Source organism: Nocardia sp. NPDC003963, from assembly GCF_053605105.1.
Map to the genome: position 1 here is coordinate 38,212 of NZ_JBSGIP010000026.1, position 17,496 is coordinate 55,707.

The window sequence follows — 17,496 nt, forward strand, 5'->3', positions numbered from 1 at the left end:
AGCAATGAGCTGGGAGCAGTTGGCGCAGGCCAAATATGTTTCGCTGACGACCTACAAGAAGGACGGTTCGCCCGTCGGGACCCCGGTATGGGTGGCTCCCGACGGCGACCGTCTGCTGGTGTGGACCAACCCCACCTCCTGGAAGGTCAAACGGATCCGGCGCAACCCCGAGGTCACCCTGCAGATCTCGGACAATCGGGGGCGGACCGAAGGCGGGGAGGTCCTGCCCGGCACCGCCGAGATCCTGGACGCCATCGGCACCGAGCGCGTCAGGGAGGTGGTGGGCGGCAAATACGGGCTGATCGGGAAGATCATGATCCGCGGCCACAAACTGCTGCGCGGGTCGGACGGGTCGGTGGGGATCGCGATCACCCAACGCTCCGGAACCCCTGGCTGACGAGCTCGTCCCGGCCGGACCGGTGCGACGGCGCCGGCTTCCTCGACAGTCGTTCACCAGGGCCCGCGACCGTAGTAGATCTCGAACGGATCCGGATAGACGGTCTTGCCCTTGTTGTTCCGTATGGCATGCATCCCGTCCGACAACTCTTTGACGGTCGTTACCTGCACCGCATCCACCACCTGGGAATACGAATCGGTGAGTTCGTCGTATTTCGCCTGGTATTTCGGCAGATACCAGGATGAATACAGTTCAGGGGAACCGTCTTTGCCGGTCCGCCCGGTCGCCACGGTGACGTGTTCGGCGTACTGGTTCCACATGACGATATCGCCGCGTTGCGGTCGAGGGCTGCCGGGCGCCCCGGTGTATAGGCGGCGTCCTTCCGGTATCAACCAGCCGGCCATCCGCGGCTGCCATATCTTCGTGACGAAATCCTCGTTCCAGCCGCCTGCACGGGGAAACTCGGTCAGTTCACGCAGATATCGTTTATCCGCCACCCCGGACCGGGCCGCCGCATAACAGACCATCTCCCAACAGTTGAGGCCGTAGCCCTCGTGCAGCGGCCCGAGCGGCTCGTCGGACTTCAACCAGTTCTCGAACCCCCGGTAGCCCTTCCGGTACAGCCTGGGGTCGTAGTTCGCCCACCGGGCCTTGTCGCCGGACCGGTAGATCCGTTCCAGTTCGTCCGCGATCATCTCGGGAGCGTTGTCGACCCGGGGCACCGGCGGCTGGTTCCATCGGCCGAGGATTCTTCCGTCGTAGTCCTGGGATGCCAGCCGGCCGAGAGCGGTCGGCTCGTCCCGGTGGACCAGTGTGTCGGTTCCGCCGCGTAGTTTTCCGGTGAACGTGTCCGTATCGCGATGGAGAACCGTGGCAACGTCGTCGATGGAGCCGCCGATCCGGTGCAGGACCTGCGTTATCGTCACATCCAGGCTGATACCGGCCACAGCTCAGAAGAATACGGAGCGGACGACTCGAAACAGTAACTTACGCGATGTGATACTGCTTTCCTACCAGGACGTACTCATCGCCGGGCGTGGCCCGCGACCTGGTCGGCAGTGGGCGTCGCGACGTGTCACTACTCACGATCCGGGCCATCGTGGACATCCTCGGTCGAGGTCGATAGCGTCCAGGGCGAACCCGGTCGGCGAGGGCCCGGTCGGCAGATGGACTGAGCGAGGTTCCGGATGCACCCGTTCCGCAAGGCCGTGGAGGACCGTGACGCCGCCGCCATAGAGGCGCAGCTGGCCGATAATGTGGTGTTCACCAGTCCGGTGGCGTTCCAGCCCTATCCGGGCAAACCCCTCACCGCGGCCATTCTGCGCGGTGTGCTGCGGGTCTTCGAGGATTTCCGCTATGTCCGGGAGATCGCCGACCCCGGCGGTCGCGATCACGCACTGGTCTTCGAGGCGACTGTCGCGGGTAAACGGCTCACCGGATGCGATTTCCTGCATTTCGACGAGGACGGGAAGATCGACGATTTCATGGTGATGGTGCGCCCGCTCTCGGCGGCCACCGCCTTGGCCGAGGCAATGGCCGCGCAGTTCGACAGGATCCGGAGCGAGGCGATTGCCGCGAGTACCGAGGCACAGTAGCGCACACCGGCACGCCCCGCCGGAGTAGACCGCGAGCGCACGCCCCGCCGGAAGCTTCCAGGGATCGAGGCGCGCGGAACCTACCGCGATCGAGGTCGCCGGAGCGGCGGCCGGACGACCAGTCGCCCGCCGTCGTATCGATACCAACGATCGGTTGAGCCCAGTACGTGGCGGGTCCGATTCGCGGCAGTTCCGTCCGGCTGCCGCCGGAGTCGTAGCGGCCGCCCGGTGTCCGGGCCGAGCTGCCGCGGTCAGCTGGTGAGCGGGGACCCGTTGGGCTGTAGTGCCGGGCCGAGCGCCCGGAGAGTACCGGGGGTGCGGCCCTTGCCCCAGCCGATCTGCGCGCGATAGCTGCCCAGCAGTCCGTTGCGGACCAACTCGTCCTGATCGCCGGCCGGCGAGGAGGCGGGCTCCGGGGTCGTGCGAGGCGAGACGAACAAAGCATCGGCCGGGCAGTTCGCTTCGCACTGGAAGCAGGTCTGGCAGTCGCTGTGCCGGCTGATCACCGGTATACCGTCGGCGCCGCGGTCGAAGACATCGGTCGGGCAGACTGCGATGCATTTGTCGCAGGCGATGCAGCGCTGTGCGGAGACGAGTTCGATCACGATGCCACCGCCGTGGGGATCGTGGCCTGTTCCGGCCGGACCCAGATCCGGTCCAGGCCGCCGGTGATGAGCCGATGGTGCTGGCCGGGGTCCTGGTCGGGGAAATCGAGCCGTTTGGCCATCCCGCGGGTCTCGGTGCGGGCCAGTGCCGCCCGGTACATCCAGCGGGCGTGCGCGGTCATGGCCGCGGCCTGCCGGGTACGCACTCGTTCGGCACCGTCGCCGCCCAGGGATTCGCGGATATCGGTCCAGATCGTGTCCAGGGTGATCAGCGACTCGGTGAGCACACTGCCGCGGCGTAGGTAGTTCTTGTCGTAGGGCAGGACCTCGCGCTGTACCGCTTCCACGACCCGACGCGGATCACGGTCGGTCCGGCGGCCCTCCGGCCGGATGCCGACCGTACCGATACCGGTCACCCGCCGGCCCGGTGCGCCGCGGCCGAGCGCCAGCGCGTACCGGGCGGCGCCCGCTCCCGCCCAGGTGCCCGAGGAGATCGCCCAGGCGGCATTGTGGCTGCCGCCGCCGGTGAACCCGCCACAGATGAGTTCGCGGGTCGCGGCGTCACCGGCCGCGTAGAGGCCCGGCACGCTGGTACCGCATTCCTCGGTGACCAGGCGGATTCCGCCGGTGCCGCGCACGGTGCCCTCGGCGATCAAGGTGATCGGGAATTCATCGGTGAAGGGGTCGATACCGAGCCGGTCGAAGGTGAGGAAGAAATTCGGCTGGGCGTGGCGCATGGCGGTCCGCGTCGGTTCATCGGCTCGGTCGAGGCGGCAGAAAACCCTGTCGCGCAACAGTTCCGCCGCGATGGGGGAGCGGTTGCGGCTGTCGGCGCCCTCGAGCACGCTGCCGTCGGCGCGGTAGAAGGTGGCGAAATGATAGAACGCCGTTTTGGTCACCGAGGTGCCCTCCGGTGCGATGCCGTAGGCGTTGGAGAATTCCATCCCGGACAGTTCCGCCCCGGCTTCGACGGCGAACAGCGCCCCGTCGCCGGTGTTCACATCGCAGCCCAGTGCCTTGGACTGGAACGCGCACCCGCCGGTCGCCAGTACCACCGCGCCCGCCCGCACCCGGTAGCTCTCCCCGGCCTGCCGCCGATAGCCGGCGGCTCCCGCGACGGCTCCCGCCGCGTCGACCAGCAGTTCGGTGGCCGGGCTGTGATCGAGGATCCGCACACCGGCGCGGCGCACCCGGATCCGCATCCGGCGCATGTATTCCGGGCCCTGGAGTCCGTTGCGCAGTTGCCGGCCGTCCGGCCCGACCGGGAACGGATAGCGGGCTTCCTCGGCGAGTTCGGCCAGGCGGTTGTAGGTTTCGTCGAGCACCCGGGCCGACCAGCGTCGATCGGCCAGATAACCGCCCAGGCTCTCCCGGCTCGCGATCGCGGCCTCGCGTTCGACCGGATCCGGCGGGACGTACCACACGCCGGTACCGGCGGACGCGGTAGCGCCGCTCGTCCCGCAGTAGCCTTTGTCGGCGAGCACCACATCCGCCCCGGCCCGGGCCGCACGCAGGGCCGCCCAGGTGGCGGCGGGGCCACCACCGATTACGAGAACATCGGTGTTCGAATCGTGCACATCCGTCATACGGAACCCCTCGTCGGTGCGCGGAACTCATCGCGTCCGCGCGGGTCACAGTGACGAATGCCAGGCTGCACCCGGGCTACCCGGGCGGACAACGATTGGAATCGCGGGTAGTGCAAATCTCGTCGCCGATCGCCGGTGTCGTCATGATCACGCCATGCGTAAACGTGTGCCGGCTCTGCTCTTCGCGCTGCTCGCGGCCGTCTCCCTGGTGTCGGCCTGCGGCACCTCGTCGGAAGCCCGGACCACCGAGGACGGAAAGACACTCATCCGGTACCAGGGCTGGGCCAGTCAGGTCACCTACCCCGAACTCGCCGCCGATCTGGGCTATTTCGACAAGGTCGCCCTGGACTGGGTCGGTAATACGACCAGCGGCCCGCAGGACATCCAGTCCGCGGCCACCGGCGCCACCGATATCGGCGGCGCGTTCAACGGCGCCGTGGTCAAACTCGCCGCCGCCGGTTCGCCGATCACTTCGGTGATCAGCTACTACGGCTCGGACAAGGAGAATTTCACCGGATATTACGTGCTGGACAACAGTCCGATCCGCAGTGCCCGTGATCTGATCGGTAAGAAGTTCGGGGTGAACACCCTCGGCGCGCACCACGAGTTCGTGGCGCGGGAGTGGCTGGCCCGGCAGGGGCTGAGCAATGACGAGATCGCTCAGGTCGAACTGACGGTCGTGCCGCCGGTGAACGCGGAACAGGCACTGCGGCAAGGGAATATCGATGCGGTCGCGCTCTTCGACATCTGGCGCGACGAGGCGGTGGGGCGCGGTGGGGTCCGGCCACTGTTCACCGACGGTGACCTCTTCGGCGCCTTCAGCTACGGCACCTATATCGTCCGCGACGACTTCCTGGCCCGCAATCGTGACGCGGTGGCCGATCTGACCCAGGGCACTGCCCGTGCGATCCGCTGGGCCCAGACCACACCGCGCGACCAGGTGATCGCGAAGTTCGAGGACATCATCACCCGCCGCGGGCGTGAGGGAGAGAGCCCGGACAAGGCGAGCTACTGGAAGAGCACCGGCGTCGCCGGGCCCGGCGGCGTCACGCGCGAGCAGGAGATCCAGTTGTGGATCGACTGGCTGGTCCGCAACGGTGAGGTGGAGAGCGGCGAACTCGTCGCGAAGGACCTGTACACCAACGAGTTCAACCCGTACGCCAACGGCACCTATCCGGAGAACTCCGGACCGGACGGCAAGGTGGTCGGATAGCGAGCGGGTAGCGACCGAGCCGGACGGATGACTTCCACCTGGACAACGCTGCGCCCGCTGCTGCCGACCGTCTTCCTCCCGTCCGCGGTGTTCGGGATCGGCCAGGGCGCCGGTTCGCCCGTAATCGCCCTGACCGCTCGGGATCTGGGTGCCTCGGTAGGTGTGGCGGGGGTGATCGTCGCGCTCGTCGGCCTCGGTGCCGTACTGGGCGATCTCCCGGCGGGCCGGGTGGTGGCCCGCTTCGGTGAGCGGCGGTCGATCATCGCCGGATCGATGATCGGCACCGCGGGTGTGCTGCTGTCCCTGTTCGCGTGGACCCCCGCGGTGCTGGCGGTCGGCGCCCTGCTGACCGGAGTGTCGAACGCGGTGTGGGGACTGGCCCGGCAGAGCTATCTCGCCGAAGTGGTCCCGGTGCCGATGCGGGCCAGGGCCATGGCGACATTCGCGCTCATGTGGCGGCTGGGCTTTCTCGTCGGTCCGTTCGCCGGTGCCCTGATGATCCTCGGGATCGGGACCCGCGGCGGATTCGCGGTCCAACTGGCCGGTGTCGTCCTCTCCGGCTATCTGATGTCGCGGGTACCCGATCCGCCACGGGCTCGTGACGCGCCGCGGGGCGGAGTCTCCCTCGGCACGATTCTGCGGCGGCATCGCGGGTTGCTCGCGACACTGGGCGCCGGGTCACTGCTCATGGGCGCGGCGCGGGCGTCGCGGGAGGCGGCCCTTCCGCTGTGGGCGGACCATATCGGTCTGGACGCCGCGTCGGCCTCGTTGGTCTTCGGTATCGGTGCCGCGTTCGATCTGCTGTGTTCGTATCCGGCCGGACAGTTGATGGATCGTTACGGTCGCCGGTTCATCGCCGTACCCTCGTTGCTGATCATCGCGCTGTCCTATTTCCTGCTCCCGCTGGCCCACGATGTGTGGACCATCGGCGCGGTGGCCGTGGTCATGGGAATCGGCAACGGTTTCGGGAACGGTGTGATCATGACGCTGGGCGCCGATGTGGCGCCGGCGGCCACCCGTGCGGAGTTCTTGGCCGCGTGGCGGCTCACCCATGATTTCGGAATGTTCCTGGGGCCGCTGGCCGCCGGCGCCGCGGCCACGGTGGTCGCGCTCGGAGCGGCGGTGGCAGCGCTGGGCGTTGTCTCGGTGACCGGCGCGGGGGTGATGTTCCGGTATATCCCGAGGTTCGTTCCGGTCCCGGGGCGGTCCGCACCCGATCCGGTATCCCGATCGGCCGGCATCCCGTCTCCCCGAGCGAGCGAAATGGCCGGTTCCCGGCTCGGCGAGGGCCGAATCCCGGCGTCAGCCGATGGTCAGCGGCGGCGTGGGTGGGAAGGTGACCGGTAATCCGGCGAGCGTGCGGTGCAGTGGTCCCGGCCGCCAGACCAGCTCCCGCGCCGGTACCGCCAACCGGATTTCGGGCAGTGCGTCGAGCAACTGGTCGATGGCCTCCTGCGCGATCAGGTAGGCGGCGGGCTGGGCCGGGCACGCGTGCGGCCCGGCGCCCCAGGCGAGATGAGCCCGGTTGCCGATATGGTCACCGTCGCGGATTTCCGGATCGTTGTTGCATCCGGCGAGACTGATCACCACCGGTTGATGCGGTGGCAGCCAGACATTGTCGACGAGAATCGGCTGGCGGGGGTAGGTGACGCTGGCGTTGGGCAGGGGCGGATCGTCGAAGAGCACATCGTCGAGCGCGTCCCGGGTCGACAGCGCGCCGCCGAGCATCTCGTCGGCGAATCTGTCGTCGGTGAGGATGAGCGACAGCGTGTTGATGATCAGGCTCTGCATCGGTCCCATACCGACGCCGTAGAGCGCGACCACCTGATGCGTCATCTCGGTTCCGTCGAGCTGGGCAGCGTGGTGCAGCAGGCGGGAGGTGACGTCGTCGCCCGGTTCGACACCCTTGGCGGCCACCAGTTCCTGGACCGCCTCCCCGAACATCCGGTTGCCCTTCTCCGCGTCGACCCCGTCGAAGATGGCAGCGGTCGCGGCGGCGGCGCGGGCACTGATATCGGGTGGGCAGCCGAGTATCGCGTTGATGACCTCGAAGGTCAGCGGAAACGCGTACTGGGCCACCAGATCGGCCGAACCGGCGGTACAGAACGAATTGATCAGCGGCACCGCGAAGCGCTCCACGGTACCGCGCAGCGCGTGCAGGTCGACCCCGTTCAACGCCGCCGAGGTAGCGCCCCGGTAACGGGCGTGCTCGGTACCGGCACTGCGCGGGGCGTTCGGTCGCCACTGCAGAACCGGCAGCACCGGACAGTCGGCGGGAACGGTTCTCTCCCAGTGCCGCGGATCGGCGGGAAAGCGGTCGGGGTCGTTCAGGATGCGCAGCGCTGCGCGGTAGCCGATCACCAGGGTCGCGGGCACATCGGGGGCCAGTTCCACCGGCACCAGCGCGCCGTAGCGTGCCCGCATCTCCCGGTAGGCGCGATGCGGATCGGCGGCGAACTCCGCCGAATACAGAGCGACACGCTGTTCGTCGCCCCGTCCGGGTACCTGCGGTGGAACGGGGTCGAGCGGCGTGTTCATGGTATTGCTCCAAAGCAGGTCGGCAGACAACGGCGGGGGCGGTGCTGAAGCGTTGACCCTGGTGGTGGTTCGGCCGGTTCCGCTGCGCTGCGGGCACCAAGATCATAGGTCATTTCCCGCCGGAGAGGTTGCGCGCGGGTTGCCACTCCTGGGCGCAGCGGGCCGTCGACTTTCGACAGCGGGTGTCATATCGTCGGATCCACGGTAGTCGGTGCAGCATTCGGTGCGGATACGGAGTAACTCGTGGGCAAATTGGACGGCAAGGTCGCATTCATCACCGGCGCCGCGCGGGGCCAGGGACGATCGCATGCGGTGCGGTTCGCTCAGGAGGGTGCCGATATCGTCGCCGTCGATACGACGGCCCGGGTGGACAGCGTTCCCTACCCGCTCGCCGGTGCCGGCGACCTCGCGGAGACGGTACGGCTGGTGGAGGCCACCGGTCGCCGGATCATCGCCCGGGATGCCGATGTCCGTGATTTCGCAGCTCAGTCCGCGGCGGTCGCCGCGGGTGCGGAGGCCTTCGGGCGCCTCGATATCGTCGTCGCCAATGCCGGAATCTCCAGCCCGGCCCCGACCCTGGAGATGAGCGAGGACGTCTGGCAGGACATGATCGATATCAATCTCACCGGTGTGTGGAAGACACTGAAGGCCGCGGTCCCGCATATCGTCGACGGTGGTCGCGGTGGTTCCGTGGTCATCACCAGTTCGCTGGCCGCCTTCCACGCCAACGAGAACACCGCGCACTATTCGGCGGCCAAATCCGGCCTGGTGATGCTGATGAAGGTCCTGGCCAAAGAACTCGCCCCACACAGTATCCGGGTGAACACTGTGCACCCGACGACAGTGGCTACCGAAATGATCCTCAACGAGGCCACCTATCGTCTCTTCCGCCCGGATCTCGCCGCCCCGGACCGGGCCGATTTCGAAGAAGCTGCCCGCACCCTGAACCGGCTCCCGGTCGCGGCTCTGGAACCGGAGGACATCACCGCGACCGTGCTGCATCTGGTCTCCGACGATGCCCGTTACATCACCGGGACCACCCAGTTGATAGATGCCGGTGGAGTGCTCTGAGCGCCGTGACTGCAAGGACTTCGAAAGGTTCTCTCGAGCGGGCCGGATAGATTTGCGGCTATGAGGCACAGAGTTGTCCGCCGGGTGCTGCTCGGCGCGGGGTGGTGTGCACTGCTGGCCGGCGTGCTCGGGATCGCCCTCTATCTCGGGGGCTGGCAGCGGCGGGAGCTGATCCTGCTGGCCTCGGGCGCGACCTATCTGATGCTCGCGACCGTGGTCGCGCTGTTGCTGTTCCTGACCGCGCGCGGCTGGCGCAGCGCCGCGGCGGCGGTGGTTGTACTCGCCGGTGTGCTGTGGACCCAGTTGCCGCTGTTCGTCCCGGACAGCCGCGCGGCCGCCGGCGCCGAACTGACAGTGCTGCAATCGAATCTGCTGTTCGGCGGCGCGGATACGGCCGCTCTCGTGGACGCGGTCCGCGCACGCGGCGTCGAGGTACTCACCGTGGACGAACTCACCCCCGAGGCCGTCGACGCGCTGGCCGCGGACGGCCTGGGCACCCTGCTCCCGTACAGCTATCTGGATCCGGGTCCCGGTGGCGGCGGTACGGGTATCTACAGCCGCTTCCCGCTGTCGGATCCGGTGCGGCACCAGGAGTTCGTCATGGGCAACCTGTCCGCGACGCTGACCCATCCCGCCCTCGGCCCGGTCGCGGTCTACGCGTTCCATCCGCTGCCGCCCACGGTGGACGCGGCGGTCTGGGCGAAGGAGATGAACGCGGTGGAAACGATCCTGCGGGAATCGCGGGGCCCGGCGGTGGTCGGCGCGGATTTCAACGCCACCAGCGATCACGTGGCCTTCCGGCGGCTGGTGCGCGGGGATTTCGCCGCCGCCGCGGAACAGGCCGGAGCGGGAAGACTGCTGACCTATCCGGCCGACCGGAACTGGGGTCCGCTGATCGGTATCGATCATATTCTGGTATCCGGCGGCACCACCGATCACATCAGTACGTTCACCCTCGCCGGTTCGGACCACCGCGCCGTCGTGGCCCGTCTCCGGCTCACCCCCTGATGCGCCGGGGCGCTCGGCCTTCCCTCGAAAAACCAGGAGAGAACATGTTTTCCGGCACCCGTCTGCGCACTGTCACCGGCATCGTGGTGATCACCCTCGCGGCCGGTCTCGGCTCGGCCGCCTGCGGCAGTAAACGCTGGTGCGAATTCGACGCCACCGATACCGAGGTCGCTGATTCGTATTGCGAGAAAGGAACTCCCGGCTACGAATGGGAGCCGGACAGCGACGGGAAGAACAGCAAGAAGAAGCCCAGCAAACCCACTACGTCCAAGCGCACGCACTGATCGGGGCCGGTCGCGGCCGGTTACGGACGAGGCGCGGTGGTATCGAGCGTTTCGACGACCCGGTGCACCGCGGCGACCCGTGCGGGTATCGGAATATTGCGGTTCATCAGAACGACGACCGCGATGGATCGACTCGGCACGAAGGCAACATAGGTGCCGAATCCGTCGGTCGACCCCGTCTTGTCGAACAACACCGGCCCGGACGCGGATGCGACCGGGCCGACCGGCTGAGGTCGGTAGACGACCTCGGCCGAGTTGCCGGCCTGGAGGGTCTCGAGCGATACCGGATAGTCGAAGCTCTCCCAGCCCAGTGCCTGAGTCATCGGGCCGACCCGGTAGTACCCCTGATGGGTCGCGTCGAGTGGTTCGCGCAGCTCGGGTGGCGCGTGCCGAGTGTCCGTATTCGCTCCGACGAACGACAGCAGATCGGTGACGGTCGTCTTCAAACCGTAGGCCTGCGCGTCTCCCGGACCTGGCGTCACCCGGACCGGAGCTCCCGATTTCGAGGTTCCCCAGGCGTAGTCGTCCCGGACCTCGGCCGGTACCTCGAAATAGGTGTCCCGGAGCCCCAACGGTGCGAGTACCTCGGTGCGCATCGCGTCCTCGAAAGGACGCCGCAGGGCGGCGCCGGTCGCCAGACCGAGCAGCGCCATGCCCGGATTTCCGTACAGGCGGGTGGTCGCGGCCGGGTACGTGGCGCGCCACTGCCGGAACCAGTGCCACATATCCGCTTCTGTTCGCACCTCAGCGGGGAACTGTTGCGGTAGGCCACCCGCGGCGTACGTCGCGATATCCCGCAAGCGTGCGCTGTCGATCGGGTGATCACGGAGTTGCGGTAGGTAGCGGCCGACCGTGGCGTCGAGGTCGAGATGTCGTTCCGCCACCGCGGCACCGGCCAGCAGGGTGGTGAACAGCTTGCTGACCGAGCCGATCTCGAAGAGGGTCCGGTCGGTGACCGGACGTGTGCCGTCCGCGGCGGTGGTCCCGAACACGAAGTGCCGGGCTCGATCACCGTGGAGCACGCCCACTGCGATTCCGGGAACATCGTAGGTGTCGCGCAACGCCGTAAAGGTCTCCTCGACGACGGCGCGCAGCGGATCCCGCGTTGCGACCGGCGCGGCCGATCCCCCGGAGCACGCGGGTACGAGTAATCCCGTGAGCAGCACAACCATCGCGCGAACCCACGGCGCGCGGCCGTTTCCACTGTCGGCCCGCGCGATTCCGCGCCGTGCCGCGCCGGCTCCGTTCGCCGAACCCTCACCCGAACAACACATGAAGGAAACGGTAGGCGACCGGGGAACCGTTCACCGAGACACTCGGATCGGCACGGTCCGTTCTCGGTCGGATCGGACCACCGGAGCGGATCCGCCGCCGGAGCCGAATCTGCCACGGCATTGCGCACACCGCTCGAAACTTGCTGGAGGTGAACGGAAGCCGCCGGATCGCTACGACCCGATTCATCCGGTGTCACCGACCGCCGTGTCGCGCCGGCCCCGGAAATACCTGCGTGGCGGTCCGTGTTCTGCGTCGTCCGCGCCGGTAGAGTCCGGGACGCTCGAGCACGCGTCACAGAGATCTTGTCGGTAGCACGGTGCGATCGGGGTGGTCATGGACAGGCGTCGGGTGTTGTCGTTGCTGGCCGCGAGCACGGTCGCGGCACTGACCGGATGCAACGCCGCACAGCGTGGATCGGCTGTGGCGGGTGCGGGGCAGCCGCCGGGAGCAGTGGAGCCACCGATGCCGCCGCCGGCTCCGTTGCTGCCGCCCCCGCCGGGTGGTCCGCGTACGCCGATTCCGGCCGGCACCATCACCGCGCTTCCCGGGCCGGGCACCTGTATGGCGCTCACCGTGGACGACGGGGTGAGTGCCGAGGTCGTCGGTGCGTACATCCGGTTCGCCCGGGATACGGGGGCCCGCTTCACCTTTTTCGTCACCGCCTGTTACGACTCCTGGCTCGCGCACCGGGACGAACTGCGGCCGTTGGTGGAGGCCGGGCAGGTCCAGCTCGCCAATCACACCTGGTCGCACGCCGATCTCACCGCCGGTTCGGAGGCCGCGGTCGCCGATGAGCTGTCTCGTTGTAAATTGTTTCTGCACAATATCTTCGGGGTCACCGGCGCGCCCTACTATCGGCCGCCGTTCGGTCGGCACAACGCCACAGTGGACCGGATCGCCGCCGATCTGGGCTATACCGTCCCGGTCATGTGGTACGGCTCCCTGTCCGATTCCGGTCTCATCACCGAGCAGTATCTGGTGGAGTGCGCGCACAAATACTTCAACCCTCAGTCGATCGTCATCGGGCACGCGAACTTCCCGCCGGTCACCCACTGTTACGGGCAATTGGTGGACATCATCCGGGAACGCAACCTGTCGCTGGTCACGCTCGACGATGTCCTCACGGTGGTCTGATCCGGCCCGGATCGCGATCGGCGCGTGCTGTGGCGCCGGCGGCCGATCTCCAGCGCGAGTTCGTCGCTGTCCGTCCGTGGGATGTCGACTACAACGGCCGTGGTTCGCGGCTGCTGATGAATCGGGCGCTCGAACGGGAAGGGCTACCGCCGCGCGCGCTCTCGGATCTCGACCGCGATATCACATCGTCACTGCCCGATGAATGGACCGGAATGGTCCGGGACGGGAGCGCTACCGGGAGCGGGGGCTGGATCTCGAACCGTTCGAGCCCGGCGGGCAGCACGATATAGCGGCCTATCGTGCCGTGCCGGCGGAACTGCGGGGAAGCGGACAGCAGTATCCGGCTCGGGTCCGGTCAAGCGGTTTCGGCGAGGCTGTCCGCGGTCCAGATCTCGGCCAGCTCCTCGAGGGGGAGTTCGAGGACGCGGCTCAGGGAAACGACGGTGCCGAAGCCCGGCGAGGGCAGGCGGCCCGTCTCGATTTTACGCAGAGTCTCCGGGGAGATACCGGCCGCGCGGGCAACCTCGGCGAGGTCGCGTCCGTCGCGGGCGAGACGCAATCTGACGCCCAGGCGGCGGCCGGCGTCGATCTGAGTGGCGGTGAGGGGCAGGCGGACCATGCCCTCCACTCTAGGAGTGGTATTAATGTACCGCAATGACGGTATAGAAATACCGACGACGGTGGAGGTTGTCATGGTGGAGTTGAAATCGCCCGCGGAGATCGAGCGGATGCGCGTGGCGGGGGCGTTCGTGGCCGAGATCCTGGCGGAGTTGCGCGCGGTCGCGGCAGTGGGGGTGAACCTGCTGGACCTGGAGATGATCGTGCGCGAACGGATCCGGCAGCGCGGCGCCGTATCGTGCTACTGGGATTACGCGCCCTCGTTCGGGCGCGGCCCGTTCCGCAATACGGTCTGCCTATCGGTCAACGATGCCGTTCTGCACGGTCTGCCCTTCGACTACGCCCTGCGCGACGGTGATGTGCTGACCGCGGACCTGGCTCTGAGCATCGACGGCTGGGTCGCCGACGCGGCAACCACGGTTATCGTCGGCACCGCCGCCGCCGCGGATCTGCGCCTCGTACGGGCGACCGAGGAAGCCCTGGCGGCGGCGATCGAGGCCGCCCGTCCCGGTAACCGGATCGGTGATATCTCGGCGGCCATCTCCGCGGTCGCCGCCGCCCACGGCTATCCGGTGAACACCGAATTCGGTGGTCACGGCCTCGGCCGGACGATGCACGAGGATCCGCACGTCGCCAATGCCGGGCGCGCGGGCCGGGGTTTCCGGTTGCGGCCCGGGCTCACCCTCGCCCTGGAACCGTGGTTCGCCGCGACCACCGACCGGATCGTCACGGACCCGGACGGCTGGACCATCCGCTCCGCCGACGGCTCCCGCACGGCCCATTCCGAGCACACCGTCGCGATCACCGCCGCCGGTCCCCGGGTGCTCACCGCGGCAGCGTGACGGCCCGGCGGAGGGGCACACTGCGGGCCGGTCGCGACAGGTGGTCGCCGGGGAGCACGGCACCGTACGCTCCGGCGGGCAGTCGGCTGCTCCGAGTGTGGCCGCCGGGCGGATGCCCGCCGACAGGGACCGTGGCAGGCGCTGGTGCCGAACTCGGTGCTCAGCCGGTTCACTGCGATGAGGCCGAGGTCCGGCGCACGGTATTCGCCGGAAGACCACATCGCGTGGACTCCGGCTCGGCAGCCCGCGGGCCCGGAACCGCGCCCGATGGACCCGGACGCCGTCGGGCGGGATCGGTATCTGTGTCGCCCGGCCGGCTCGTCGGTCCGGGCTCAGGTCGCCCGGCTCACCGACGACATGTGGAAATCGGGGATCCGCAGCGGCGGCATGGCGGTACGGGTGAACCAGTCCTTCCATTCCCGCGGCAGCGTGAGTTCGGTGGCCCCGGCCTCGGTGACCCGGCGCAGCAGGTCCAGCGGGCTCTCGTTGAACCGGAAATTGTTCACCGCTCCGGTGACCTCGCCGTTCTCGACCAGATACACCCCGTCGCGGGTGAGGCCGGTGAGCAGTAGGGTCGCCGGGTCCACTTCGCGGATGTACCAGAGCGTGGTCAGCAGCAGACCGCGCTCGGTCCGGGCGATCATATCGTCCAGCGTCGCAGCGGAACCGCCGGTGAGCAGCAGGTTCTGCACCTGGACCGTCGGTTCGGTGCCGTAGTCGGCGGCGAGCGCCCGGGGGTACACCAGATCGGCTATCGCCCCGTCGCGCAACCAGTCCACCCGCCGCGCGGGCAGGCCGTTGTCGAATACCGATACCGTCTCCGACGAGGCCTGCGTGGCCACGAAGGGCAGGCACTGCAAACCGGGTGCCGCCGGGTCGGAGAAGAGCGTCAGCGGGATATCGGTGAGTTTCTCGCCGACCCGGGTACCACCTGCGGCGGCGAAAGCGGTGTGGCCCTCCTGCGCCCCCCGGCCCTCCATCGACCAGTACATGTAGATCAGCAGATCGGCGACCGCCGACGGCGGCAGCAGCGTTTCGTAGCGTCCGGCGGGCAGATCCACTCGGCGCGCCGACCAGTCCAGCCGCCGGGACAGTTCCGCGAGCAGGCCCGGAGTGTCCAGATCGGTGAAATCGGTGGTGCCCGCACCGACCCAGGCGCTGGCCAGTTCCGCGCCGTCCCCACGTTTACCGTTGATCTCCACCGACCCGGTGGGCTGGGTGTAGCGGCGCCGAATACCGGTGGAGGTCCCGAGCCAGGTGGTCTGCACCTGGTGGTGCGCGAATCCGTAGAGGCGGTCGGCGCCGTCGAAACCGGTGGACAGATCGGCGGCGAGCCCGGTGAACACCTCGATACCGGTGGTGGCCGGAGCCTGTTCCCAATCCGGTTCCGCGGGTACCGAATCCGCGTCCAGCAGGGGCATCGCGTCGCGCGCCGGCTCGGCGGACCGGGCTGCCGCTTCGGCGGCCCGCACCACGCCCTCGATATCGGCCGGGTCGACACTGGTCGAGGCCACGCTGCCGACGCGCGCCGCGCGCGGACCCTCCCGGAACACCGCGATCACCGACCAGCGCCGCGATACGGATGCGCCGTTCGTGGTCATGGAGTTTCCGGCCCAGCGCAGCGACGCCTCGTATTCGTCGGTGACGATGACGATCGCCTCGTCGGCCCGCGACGCGGCGAGGGCCCGTTCGACCACCGTGCCCGCGGGTAGTACGCCCGCACCGATCACCGTCATCGCCCTGCCTCCGTCCGGGTGTTGAGTACGTTCACTCCGCGCACCAGCACCGACGGGCAGCCGTGACTGACCGCGGCGACCTGGCCGGGCTGGGCCTTACCGCAGTTGAACGCGCCGCCCAGCTGCCAGGTCGACGGACCGCCGACCGCTTCCATCGAACCCCAGAAATCCGTGGTGGTCGCCTGATAGGCCACATCGCGCAACTGTCCGTCGAGTTCGCCGTTGCGGATCCGGAAGAAGCGCTGGCCGGTGAACTGGAAGTTGTAGCGCTGCATATCGATCGACCAGCTCTTGTCGCCGACGATGTAGATGCCGTCGGAGACCCGCGAGATCAGCTCAGCCGTACTGGTGTCGGCGGCGGGATCGGGTTGCAACGATACATTGGCCATTCGCTGGATCGGCACATGATGGGGGGAATCGGCGTAGGAACAGCCGTTGGAACGGTCCAGACCCAGCCGCGGCGCGAAGACCCGGTCGAGCTGGTATCCCACCAGCACTCCGTCGCGCACCAGATCCCAGCGCTGACCGGCCACTCCCTCATCGTCGTAACCGACGGTCGCCAGCCCGTGCGGCTGCACCCGGTCGGCGGTGACATGCATGATCGGGGTGCCGTAGCGCAGGGAGCCCAGCAGGTCGGGGGTCGCGAACGAGGTTCCGGCGTAGGCGGATTCGTAACCGATCGCACGGTCGTACTCGGTGGCGTGACCGATGGATTCGTGGATGGTGAGCCAGAGATTCGTCGGATCGATCACCAGATCGGTCGGCCCCGCCGTGACGGTCGGTGCCTTCACCTTCTCGGCGAGCCATTCCGGGATCCGCGCCAGTTCGGTATCCCAGTCCCAGGTGCGGTCGGCGCCGGTGACGTACTCCCAGCCCCGGCCGACCGGCGGCGCCAGGGTCCGCATGGTCTCGAAGGCGCCCGAGGCCGTATCGACGGTGATCGCTTCCAGTTGCGGTTCCAGGCGCACCCGCTGCTGGATGATCGAGGAGCCCGCGGTGTCCGCGTAATAGGTCTGTTCTTTGACCTGGAGCAGGGTCGCGGTCACATGATCGACACCGTCGGCGGCGGTGAGCCGGCCCGAATAGTCCTGTAGCAGTGCCACCTTGTCCGCGGCGGCGACAGCGAACGGATCGATCCGATAGTCGGAGATCCAGCGCGCGTTCTCGTAGCGAGGCTCGTCGGCGAGTTCGACACGTTCCCGGTTCAGCGCGCGAAGGGTGGTCGCCACGGCCACCGCCGAACGCGCTACCTCGGCGGCGGTCGCGGGGGTCAACGCCGCGTGTGAGGCGAAACCCCAGGTCCCGTCCACGATGACGCGAACCGCGAACCCGAGCTCGACGGTATCGGTGAGTGCCTCCACCCGACCGTCGCGCAATCGCAGTGTCTGCGTACACAACCGGTGTACTCGCAGATCGGCATGTTCGGCGCCGGCGGCGCGGGCCGCCGAGAGTGCCGCCTCCGCCAGCGCTGCCAACGGCAGGTTCGCGAACTCCGGATCGATATCGTGCCCGGACGGTAGGCCGCCCGATTCGGTGGTTGTCGCCGTCACCCTGCACAACTTAGTCCGCCCCGGCGGATCACGGGCGGTGCGCC

General features: G+C 68.1%; 17 protein-coding genes. 9 read left to right on the forward strand and 8 right to left on the reverse strand.

Going from position 1 to position 17,496, the window contains the following annotated elements:
• Window positions 1-4: 4 nt before the first annotated feature.
• The gene (locus ACWEWT_RS27775) at window positions 5-397 is read left to right on the forward strand and encodes a PPOX class F420-dependent oxidoreductase (RefSeq protein WP_452563289.1); all 393 of its coding nucleotides are present in this window, start codon (window positions 5-7) and stop codon (window positions 395-397) included.
• A gap of 53 nt (window positions 398-450) precedes the next feature.
• Here the strand turns inward: ACWEWT_RS27775 and ACWEWT_RS27780 are convergent, their stop codons facing one another.
• The gene (locus ACWEWT_RS27780; protein WP_452563291.1) at window positions 451-1,344 is read right to left on the reverse strand and encodes a hypothetical protein; all 894 of its coding nucleotides are present in this window, start codon (window positions 1,342-1,344) and stop codon (window positions 451-453) included.
• Between the two features lie 240 nt (window positions 1,345-1,584).
• Between ACWEWT_RS27780 and ACWEWT_RS27785 the strand changes: the two genes are divergently transcribed.
• Window positions 1,585-1,992: a nuclear transport factor 2 family protein gene (locus ACWEWT_RS27785; RefSeq protein WP_452563293.1), complete on the forward strand. Its 408-nt coding sequence runs from the start codon at window positions 1,585-1,587 to the stop codon at window positions 1,990-1,992.
• Between the two features lie 251 nt (window positions 1,993-2,243).
• Here the strand turns inward: ACWEWT_RS27785 and ACWEWT_RS27790 are convergent, their stop codons facing one another.
• Together ACWEWT_RS27790 and ACWEWT_RS27795 are read right to left on the reverse strand one after the other, a co-directional pair.
• Window positions 2,244-2,597, reverse strand: a complete 354-nt coding sequence (locus ACWEWT_RS27790) for a 4Fe-4S dicluster domain-containing protein (RefSeq protein WP_452563295.1) — start codon at window positions 2,595-2,597, stop codon at window positions 2,244-2,246.
• The gene (locus ACWEWT_RS27795; RefSeq protein ID WP_452563297.1) at window positions 2,594-4,183 is read right to left on the reverse strand and encodes an FAD-dependent oxidoreductase; all 1,590 of its coding nucleotides are present in this window, start codon (window positions 4,181-4,183) and stop codon (window positions 2,594-2,596) included. Before ACWEWT_RS27795 ends, ACWEWT_RS27790 begins: the two co-directional genes overlap by 4 nt.
• 154 nt (window positions 4,184-4,337) lie before the next feature.
• Between ACWEWT_RS27795 and ACWEWT_RS27800 the strand changes: the two genes are divergently transcribed.
• Window positions 4,338-5,396, forward strand: a complete 1,059-nt coding sequence (locus ACWEWT_RS27800; RefSeq protein ID WP_452563299.1) for an ABC transporter substrate-binding protein — start codon at window positions 4,338-4,340, stop codon at window positions 5,394-5,396.
• A gap of 27 nt (window positions 5,397-5,423) precedes the next feature.
• Window positions 5,424-6,743 (forward strand): MFS transporter, encoded by a 1,320-nt coding sequence (locus tag ACWEWT_RS27805; protein ID WP_452563301.1) that lies wholly within the window; start codon window positions 5,424-5,426, stop codon window positions 6,741-6,743.
• Here ACWEWT_RS27805 and ACWEWT_RS27810 read toward each other — a convergent pair.
• Window positions 6,699-7,934 (reverse strand): cytochrome P450, encoded by a 1,236-nt coding sequence (locus ACWEWT_RS27810; protein WP_452563303.1) that lies wholly within the window; start codon window positions 7,932-7,934, stop codon window positions 6,699-6,701. The two genes, ACWEWT_RS27805 and ACWEWT_RS27810, sit on opposite strands and share 45 nt — an antisense overlap.
• Window positions 7,935-8,177: 243 nt before the next feature.
• On the opposite strand from ACWEWT_RS27810, the gene ACWEWT_RS27815 reads away from it, so the two are divergent.
• The 3 genes from ACWEWT_RS27815 to ACWEWT_RS27825 are packed head-to-tail and all read left to right on the forward strand — an operon-like array spanning window position 8,178 to window position 10,297.
• Window positions 8,178-9,005, forward strand: coding sequence for a mycofactocin-coupled SDR family oxidoreductase (locus tag ACWEWT_RS27815; RefSeq protein WP_452563305.1), 828 nt, complete (start codon window positions 8,178-8,180; stop codon window positions 9,003-9,005).
• A 60-nt stretch (window positions 9,006-9,065) separates the two neighbouring features.
• Complete coding sequence (locus tag ACWEWT_RS27820; RefSeq protein WP_452563307.1) at window positions 9,066-10,013, forward strand: endonuclease/exonuclease/phosphatase family protein; 948 nt, start codon at window positions 9,066-9,068, stop codon at window positions 10,011-10,013.
• A 44-nt stretch (window positions 10,014-10,057) separates the two neighbouring features.
• Complete coding sequence (locus ACWEWT_RS27825; RefSeq protein ID WP_452563309.1) at window positions 10,058-10,297, forward strand: hypothetical protein; 240 nt, start codon at window positions 10,058-10,060, stop codon at window positions 10,295-10,297.
• 20 nt (window positions 10,298-10,317) lie between these two features.
• Here the strand turns inward: ACWEWT_RS27825 and ACWEWT_RS27830 are convergent, their stop codons facing one another.
• Window positions 10,318-11,469 carry a serine hydrolase gene (locus tag ACWEWT_RS27830; RefSeq protein WP_452563311.1) on the reverse strand — a complete coding sequence of 384 codons (1,152 nt, stop codon included), beginning with the start codon at window positions 11,467-11,469 and terminating at the stop codon, window positions 10,318-10,320.
• 436 nt (window positions 11,470-11,905) lie between these two features.
• Between ACWEWT_RS27830 and ACWEWT_RS27835 the strand changes: the two genes are divergently transcribed.
• A complete protein-coding gene (locus tag ACWEWT_RS27835) occupies window positions 11,906-12,706 on the forward strand; it encodes a polysaccharide deacetylase family protein (RefSeq protein ID WP_452563313.1) in 801 nt (266 codons plus the stop codon).
• Between the two features lie 355 nt (window positions 12,707-13,061).
• Here the strand turns inward: ACWEWT_RS27835 and ACWEWT_RS27840 are convergent, their stop codons facing one another.
• On the reverse strand, window positions 13,062-13,325 hold the full coding sequence (locus ACWEWT_RS27840) for a helix-turn-helix transcriptional regulator (protein ID WP_452563314.1): 264 nt from the start codon (window positions 13,323-13,325) through the stop codon (window positions 13,062-13,064).
• A gap of 73 nt (window positions 13,326-13,398) precedes the next feature.
• Between ACWEWT_RS27840 and map the strand changes: the two genes are divergently transcribed.
• The gene (gene map, locus ACWEWT_RS27845; protein WP_452563315.1) at window positions 13,399-14,166 is read left to right on the forward strand and encodes a type I methionyl aminopeptidase; all 768 of its coding nucleotides are present in this window, start codon (window positions 13,399-13,401) and stop codon (window positions 14,164-14,166) included.
• A gap of 332 nt (window positions 14,167-14,498) precedes the next feature.
• Here the strand turns inward: map and ACWEWT_RS27850 are convergent, their stop codons facing one another.
• Both ACWEWT_RS27850 and ACWEWT_RS27855 read right to left on the reverse strand, forming a co-directional pair.
• Entirely contained in the window at window positions 14,499-15,902 is a 1,404-nt protein-coding gene (locus ACWEWT_RS27850) for a metallopeptidase TldD-related protein (RefSeq protein WP_452563317.1), read from the reverse strand.
• The gene (locus ACWEWT_RS27855) at window positions 15,899-17,452 is read right to left on the reverse strand and encodes a TldD/PmbA family protein (RefSeq protein WP_452563319.1); all 1,554 of its coding nucleotides are present in this window, start codon (window positions 17,450-17,452) and stop codon (window positions 15,899-15,901) included. The genes ACWEWT_RS27850 and ACWEWT_RS27855 overlap by 4 nt, the downstream gene beginning before the upstream one ends.
• Window positions 17,453-17,496 lie beyond the last annotated feature (44 nt).